Below are 248 nucleotides of genomic sequence, written 5' to 3' on the forward strand. Positions count from 1 at the left end.
TCGGTAGCTCAGTCGGTAGAGCAGAGGACTGAAAATCCTCGTGTCGGCGGTTCGATTCCGTCCCGAGCCACCATTTTGAAGTAGCAAGCCGACTTAGCTCAACTGGTAGAGCAACTGACTTGTAATCAGTAGGTTGGGGGTTCAAGTCCTCTAGTCGGCACCACTTTCAAAATGAGCCATTAGCTCAGTTGGTAGAGCATCTGACTTTTAATCAGAGGGTCGAAGGTTCGAATCCTTCATGGCTCACC

2 tRNA genes are annotated in these 248 nt (G+C 50.0%); both read left to right on the plus strand.

What is annotated here, in order from left to right:
- The first annotated feature begins 87 nt into the window (after window positions 1-87).
- Window positions 88-163: transfer RNA gene (locus tag JDS82_RS29290), tRNA-Thr, on the plus strand.
- Window positions 164-173: 10 nt separating this feature from the next.
- Window positions 174-246 (plus strand) — tRNA-Lys (locus JDS82_RS29295).
- The last annotated feature ends 2 nt before the right edge of the window (window positions 247-248 follow it).

It is taken from the genome of Bacillus cereus group sp. N14, from assembly GCF_016483555.1.
Taxonomy (GTDB): domain Bacteria; phylum Bacillota; class Bacilli; order Bacillales; family Bacillaceae_G; genus Bacillus_A; species Bacillus_A wiedmannii.